The organism is Streptomyces sp. NPDC050625 (genome assembly GCF_040654755.1).
Lineage (GTDB): Bacteria > Actinomycetota > Actinomycetes > Streptomycetales > Streptomycetaceae > Streptomyces.
Map to the genome: position 1 here is coordinate 39,842 of NZ_JBFAIQ010000046.1, position 6,802 is coordinate 46,643.

5 protein-coding genes and 1 pseudogene are annotated in these 6,802 nt (G+C 67.5%); 4 read left to right on the forward strand and 2 right to left on the reverse strand.

Translation table 11 applies throughout. The features are described from left to right. Nucleotides 1-26: 26 nt before the first annotated feature. Nucleotides 27-3,530, reverse strand: a complete 3,504-nt coding sequence (locus tag AB0I54_RS44070) for an indolepyruvate ferredoxin oxidoreductase family protein (protein WP_363302004.1) — start codon at nucleotides 3,528-3,530, stop codon at nucleotides 27-29. Between the two features lie 307 nt (nucleotides 3,531-3,837). Here AB0I54_RS44070 and AB0I54_RS44075 point away from each other — a divergent pair, with 307 nt between their 5' ends. Further along, entirely contained in the window at nucleotides 3,838-4,458 is a 621-nt protein-coding gene (locus tag AB0I54_RS44075; protein WP_363302006.1) for a sigma-70 family RNA polymerase sigma factor, read from the forward strand. After that, the gene (locus AB0I54_RS44080; protein WP_363302007.1) at nucleotides 4,455-5,078 is read left to right on the forward strand and encodes a hypothetical protein; all 624 of its coding nucleotides are present in this window, start codon (nucleotides 4,455-4,457) and stop codon (nucleotides 5,076-5,078) included. The genes AB0I54_RS44075 and AB0I54_RS44080 overlap by 4 nt, the downstream gene beginning before the upstream one ends. A gap of 238 nt (nucleotides 5,079-5,316) precedes the next feature. On the opposite strand, the gene AB0I54_RS44085 is transcribed toward AB0I54_RS44080, so the two are convergent. After that, the gene (locus AB0I54_RS44085) at nucleotides 5,317-5,601 is read right to left on the reverse strand and encodes an ABC transporter permease subunit (RefSeq protein ID WP_363302008.1); all 285 of its coding nucleotides are present in this window, start codon (nucleotides 5,599-5,601) and stop codon (nucleotides 5,317-5,319) included. A 192-nt stretch (nucleotides 5,602-5,793) separates the two neighbouring features. On the opposite strand from AB0I54_RS44085, the gene AB0I54_RS44090 reads away from it, so the two are divergent. Both AB0I54_RS44090 and AB0I54_RS44095 read left to right on the forward strand, forming a co-directional pair. Then, entirely contained in the window at nucleotides 5,794-6,102 is a 309-nt protein-coding gene (locus AB0I54_RS44090; RefSeq protein WP_363302009.1) for an alpha-hydroxy-acid oxidizing protein, read from the forward strand. A gap of 446 nt (nucleotides 6,103-6,548) precedes the next feature. Then, nucleotides 6,549-6,802: pseudogene (locus AB0I54_RS44095) on the forward strand (hypothetical protein); the annotation flags it as partial.

The following is a 6,802-nucleotide window of genomic DNA, read 5'->3' on the forward strand; positions in this document are numbered from 1 at the left end:
CGCGACGCAAGCGGTGAAGAGACAACTCAAGACCGGCTCACCAGGAAGCGGTCGACAGCGCCTCGTGAGCGCGTCAGGTGCATCCTGGCGAGCAGCTCGGCCTGCCGGCGCTGGTAGGCGGCCACGTTGTCCAGCTTAATGTGTTCGTAGCCGCGCACCATGTCGGGGAGTTCGGCCAGTTCCGTGACGAGCCGGAGATCGGGCTCGCCGGTGGACAGGGCGCGCAGGATGATGTCGCGGTAGTCATCGACGAGGGCCCGTTCGACCCGGCGGAGCGCTGCGTATCCGAACAGGTCCAGCCGGCTTCCCCGGGTCCTGCGCAGGGCGCGCAGGACCCGGAGGAGCGGACGTGACCACGGGCCCAGAGAGATTTTGCGCTTCATCCCCAGGGCTCTGAGGACGGGCGGGTGCAGACGATAGGAGAAGCGGCTTCCCGCTCCGAACTGCGACTCGATCTCAGCGGTCACACTTTCGTCGAGGGCGAGGCGGGCGACTTCGTACTCATCCTTGTAAGCCATGAGTTTGTACAGGTTGCGGGCCACTGCCTCGGTGACGGTGGCGGAGCCGGCCTCCAGCCGCCGGATCTCCTCCACGTATTCCGCGTAGGCCCGGGCGTACGGCACGTCCTGGTAGTCGATGAGGTCCTGCACCCGGATGTCCAGGAGCCGGGCCAGCTCCGTGTCGGGTTCAGCCGCCACGAGGGACCGGATCCAGGCGGCGGCAGGATGCTTGTGCTGCGTCGTGCGGGCCGGGGCGGGGGCAGACGCCACATCCAGTGCCTCGGGGTCGGCCAGCAGCTGGCGGCCGCGGCGGAAGGCTTGCAGGTTGCGCTCCACAGCGGTGCCGTTCAGCACGATGGCCTGCTCGATGGCCTGGGCGGTCAGGGGCATGACCCCGCTCTGGTAGGCGGCACCGAGCTGGAGGACGTTCGCGAACTGCTCGTCGTCGAAGAGCGACTCGGACAGTGCGCGGGCGTCCAGATACAGAGCGCGAGTGCTGGCGGCGTCGATGACCGAACGGATCCGGCTCTGCTCGGGGAAGGTCACCGACGTGTCGATGATCATGCGGCCCGTGGGAACCTCGGTCGTGGAGACCACCGCGGTGGTACGGCTCGGGTCGGCAACCGCCAGGCATTGCCGGTCGGCGCCGACCAGCGAGTCGCAGGCCAGGTAGAGGTCGCATTCCGAGGCGGCGAGTTTGGCTGCCTGCTCCACCACGGTCCGAGTGATCTTGATGTCGGAGATCACGGCCCCGCCCTTTTGCGCCAGGCCGGTCTGGTCGAGTGTGCGGACCTGGTGACCGTCGATCACAGCGGCGGTGGCAACGATCTGAGCGACAGTGACGATGCCGGTGCCGCCGACCCCGGCGATGCGCATGGTGAAGGCGCCGGCACTGGTCGTGTGGTCGGGGTCGGGAAGCGCGTCGGCTGCCACATCGGGGAGCTCTGTGCGCTGCTTGCGGCCGACGGGAGTAACCGTGAGGAAGGAGGGACAGTCGCCGTCGAGGCAGGAGAAGTCCAGATTGCACGAAGATTGGTTGATCTTCGTCTTGCGGCCGAACTCGGTGTTCACCGGTTGGACGGACAGGCAGTTGGACTTTGTGCCACAGTCACCGCAGCCCTCGCAGAGCCGTTCATTGATCACGACCCGGGTCGCGGGCGTGGGCGCCTTGCCGCGGCGCCGCTTGCGGCGCTTCTCGGCAGCGCATTCCTGGTCGTGAATGAGCACGGTGACACCAGGTGTGGCCGCCAGCTCTTCCTGACTGCCGATGAGCTGGTCACGGTGGCGGACCTCGACGCCCTTCGGCAGCGGGGTATGCCGCAGACGCTCGGGGGCGTCGCTGGTGATGATCACCCTTGCGGCGCCTTCCAGGAGCAGCAGGGAGGCGACACGGTCGACCGGCAGCGCGCCGACTGCTTGCTGCCCGCCGGTCATGGCCACTGCGGAGTTGTAGAGCAGTTTGTAGGTGATGTTGACACCGGCAGCCACGGCGGCCCGGACGGCCAGACTGCCGGAGTGCATGAAGGTACCGTCGCCGATGTTCTGGACGAAGTGATCGTCGCCGATGAAGGGGGCCATACCGATCCACTGGGCGCCCTCGCCTCCCATCTGCGTCATGCCGACGACGTTGCCGACCTGTCCGGGCTCCATGAACACCGCCATGGTGTGGCAGCCGATACCGGCGCCCACCAGTGAACCGTCGGGGACCTTCGTCGATGAGTTGTGCGGGCAGCCGGAACAGAAGTAGGGCGTCCGGGTCAGCAAGGGCAGTGCGATACGCTCCCGGCGGCGCTGGGTCGGCACGCTGCTCACGGTTTCGATGCCGTGTGCGGCAAGACGGTCGGAGAGGCCGGCTGCGATGCTTTCGGGGCTCAGCTCTCCGGTCTCACCGAACAGGATGGCCCGGTCGGGGCCGGCCTTGCCATGGATGGCTGCCCCGGAGCGGCCGTACAGGATTTCCTTGACTGCGGCCTCGATGAATGACCGTTTTTCCTCCACCACGATGATTTCCGTCAGTCCGGCCGCGAACTCCCGTACGATCGTGGGCTCGATCGGGTGGATGACACCCAGCTTGAGCAGCCGGATCCCGAAGCGCCCGAGCTTTTCCTCGTCCAGATCGAGACTGAGCAGCGCCTGCTGCACGTCAAGGTAGGTCTTTCCCGCGGTGACAATTCCGATACGGTCGGCCGGGCCGGCGTTGACGAAGCGGTTGACGCCACTGGCTCGCAGGTACTCGCCGACCAGCGGCAGGCGCACCGTGTACAGACTCTTCTCGAGTGCCGCGAGGTTGGCGCCGAGCAGATGTGCGCTGGGGCGGTGCATGTAGCCCCGGACGGGCATGGCAGGGGGGGTCCAGTTCTGCTGCACCGCTGCGGTGCCCGCCGCGTCCGCGACGTTGGCGACGACCTTCATCGACGTCCATACACCGCAAGCTCTGGAGAGTTCGACGGCGTGCAGCCCGTAATCCAGGATGTCCTGCGAGTCTGCCGGATAGAAGATCGGCATGGCCAGATCGGCCAGCGCGAGTTCGGAGGCGCAGGGCACCGACGAGGATTTGGCTGCCGGGTCGTCACCCACGACCACGAGCGCTCCGCCTCTGCCAGAGGTGCCGACGAGATTGGCGTGGCGCAGGGCGTCGGTCGCCCGGTCCAAGCCGGGGGCTTTTCCGTACCAGAGCCCGACCACACCATCCACCCGAAGACGCCCCACCGAGTCCGCAAGCTGGCTGCCCATGACCGATGTCGCGGCCAACTCCTCGTTGAGACCCGGCCGATGCACGACGGCGTGCTGGGCAAGCAACGGGGTCCGGCGCATGAGCTCCAGATCGAAACCGGCCAGCGGTGATCCCTCATAGCCGGAGACGAACGCCGCCGTGTCCAGCCCGGTGCGCCGGTCGTGCCTGACCCGGTCGAACAGCAGCCGCACGAGAGCCTGGACACCGGTGAGGTAGACCGTGCCCTCCTGACGCAGGTAGCGGTCCTCCAGGGAGAAGCCATCGGACGTCGTCTTGGGGGCGTCCACAGCAGTCATGCGACTGATGCCACCACGTAGCCCGATGACGGTCGAGCCCGCCCATCCAATCTCGCACGTCACCCGGCATGCATGCGACTATCTCGCAAGGGACGGCTCCGTCCCGTACGAGGAGCCGGGCTGGGCCGGATGCTCGGGGCGGGTTGCCTTGGCCGCGCGGATGGCGTGGATCATGTCATGACCTCGCGATCAAGATCCACTGTTGCCGCATGCCCTGACAGGTCCCCTGCCGAAAGTGCAGCCGGGTCGCTCTTTTGACCGGCCGGCCCGACAACGCGCGCATGTGGTGGCTCCGACGGGAGCTGTGTTGAAAGGAACCGGCTGGTGCCGGACAGGACAGGTTGTGGAATCCATGACGGAACAGGAGACGCACCGGAATCGGCAGGCGCTCTTCGAAGGACTGGCGCATGTGGTGGCGGAACCGCTGCACCGGTATCTGCTGCGACGGACGACCCCCGACATGGTCGAGGACGTCTTGTCGGAGACGATGCTGGTGCTGTGGCGCCGCATCGACGATGTGCCCGGGCTCGGAACCGGTCCCATACCCGACCCCGATGACGTGCTGCCGTGGTGCTACGGAGTGGCACGGGGCTGCCTGGCCAATGCCTGCCGCGCTGACGGACGCAGGCTCCGCCTGGTGGAGCGGCTGATCCAGACACAGCAGAGCCCTGCGGCAACGGCCTCCGATCACAGTGACCTGCATGCCGCGCTCGACGACCTTGGGGAACTGGAACGCGAGATGGTGCGACTGTGGGCGTGGGAGGGCCTGGCACCGGGTCAGATCGCGGAAGTGACCGGGCTCACCTCCAACGCGGTGAGCATCCGGCTCCACCGGGCGAAGAAGAAACTTGCCGCACAGATGCATCTGACGCGAAAGAACACCGAACGGCCCGGACACAAGCCGGATGAAGGAAGGAGCAGTCAGTGAATGACGACGAGCTGCTGGCCCGGCTGAGGGCCGCCGACCCGGCACTGACCTCAAGGGCTCCGCTGCCCGACATCAACCGTCTTGTGGAGGCTGCTTTGAACACCGACATCACGCCCCGGTCGGAGAAGACCGCGGTCGGCACCACCACTCGCCGCGCGAAGGCCGGCGCAGGGCGGGGACGCCGCCGCCTCCTCCCGCTCGCGGCGGCTGCCGGTCTGCTCATGGTCGGAGGCGGCATCGTGGGAGGGGCCATGGCGAATGGCGACAGCGGTCACTCGTCCGCGGCCGGGCCGCTGACGCTCACCGCCGCGGGCCCTGCCCGCGGCAAGTGCAAGGAACCGACCCCCGACCGACTGCGCCAGTATCCGACGCTCTTCGAAGGAACGGTCACCTCCGTCAAGGGCTCCTCGGTCTTCTTCCGTGTCGATCACTGGTTGCGCGGTGGTGACTCGGACACGGTACGGCTCAACAGCGACACCGACGAGCCCGAGAGCCTGACGTTCTCGGTCGGAGAGCACTACATCGTGGCCGCCACCAAGGACGGCATCGTCCCGCAGTGCGGCGCGAACGTGGCCTCGGAGGAAACCAGAAGCAAGTTTCGCCAGGCATCCGGAAAGTGATCGCGCACGTCAGCGGTCTGCCGCGCCGATCGTGGGATACGGCGCGGCATTGCCGTACTGCTCCGGGAAGCTCTGTCACCGCCACGACGGGCAGTTGGCGTCACAACCACCCTCGTGGGCCTTGGCCGACGGCGATGGGAGTGCCGCCGGCACTGTCGTCGGCAGCACTGGGGTGCCACTGAGCCGAGGTGCGACAGTGTGGCGCACTTTGCCTCTCAGCCCTTCACCGCTCCGGAGGTCAGGCCCTGGACGAGTGCCTGCCGGCGATGGCGAACAGCAGCATCGTCGGTGGTGAGGACGGCCGCCGCGGACATGGAACCCCAATCATGTTGAAGCTGGAGATGAAGCCGTTCAGCGCCGTGGGGACGGTCTTGTTCCTGTCGCTGTTCATCAGTGTCACCGACAGGAACAGCTCGTTCCAGCAATTGACGAAGTTGAAGATGAACGCGGCGACGATTCCCGGGCGCATCACCGGCAGCAGCACTCGGAACAGCGCACCGAACCGGGACAGCCCGTCGATCATGGTGGCCTCCTGACCCGACGGCGGCCGGCGGCCCCGCCCCCTGGCTGTGGCTCCACGGCGGGGGGTGACCGGGAGACGGCCCTGGCCCTCGCCCGACGCGCGCCAGGAGCAGGGTTCGGCGCACTGCTCGTGACGCCCGACCACCTCGGGCTCCCTGCCCTCGCGGCAGTACGCGAGGCCGCTGGACTTCCGTTGCTCGCCGCAGGCATCGGCACGGCCTCGGACGCCGTACTCGCGCTCGACGCGGGTGCCGACGGTGTCGTGGCCGCCTCCCTACACACACTGCCTCAGATCGCGGCGACCGTCGCGGGCCGTTGCCCCGTCCTGCTCGACGGCGGCATCCGGCGCGGCGCCGATGTGCTCCAGCGCGTCGGGGACGTTCTCGAAGAAGCCGCGCAGCATCACCGTGCAGAACGGGATGCACACGGCGATGTAGACGAGGATCAGTCCGAGGCGGTTGTCGATCAGCTTCAGGTTTCTCCGGGTGCTCGGTCATGGTGACGTAGCTGGACCACGGGCCGGTCTTGTAGAAGGGTTCGCCGACGGCCGACTTGAGGATCGGCACCAGGCTGTTCTTCTTGGTGAACGTCGTCGACGCCCCGCCCTGGGAGAGGAACTCGACCAGTTCGACGGCCTCGGCCTTGTGGCCGCTGCCCTTCGCGACGCCCCTTCCCGCGGTGGCCAGCGGCTGGACGGTCTTGCCACCGGGTCCGGCCACCAGCGGCGCGGTGCTCCACCGACTCGTCGAGATCGCCTTGGACTGCAAGACGGTGGCGATCGCCTCAGGGTCCTGGAGCAGAAAGCGTCCGTCGCCAGCAGGGTGCAGGCGTGGAGGGCCGGGATTGGCACGGCGCCCGTAGGGCTTCTGCAGTCGGCTCGCCCGTGGCGGACGTTCCGCTGGTGCAAGGGCCAGAAGCACTGCTCGGGCACCTACTGTATCGGCGACGATGCGCGAGCACCTGATCCGAGCACGTGTGATCTACGAGTCGCGTCTGGAACTGGCGAGGCTGCTCTTCGCCGACCTCGATCTCTCCGTTGGCGGCATCGTGGCCCAGCCCTTCTTGCTGAAGACCGTGCTGGAGGGGAAGTTTCGCCGAGACGTCCGTTTCCTGGCCAGATACCCAAGAGACTGGGCGCCACGCCCCAGGCAGCTGCCTGGGGCGTGGCGCCCACGGTCAACCGTGCGCGCAGGGAGAAGGGC

What these genes read in the sequence shown, in the direction of transcription:
- AB0I54_RS44070 (WP_363302004.1), bottom strand. Translation starts at nt 3,530, where the DNA reads ATGACTGCTGTGGACGCCCCCAAGACGACGTCCGATGGCTTCTCCCTG.
- AB0I54_RS44085 (WP_363302008.1), bottom strand. Translation starts at nt 5,601, where the DNA reads ATGATCGACGGGCTGTCCCGGTTCGGTGCGCTGTTCCGAGTGCTGCTG.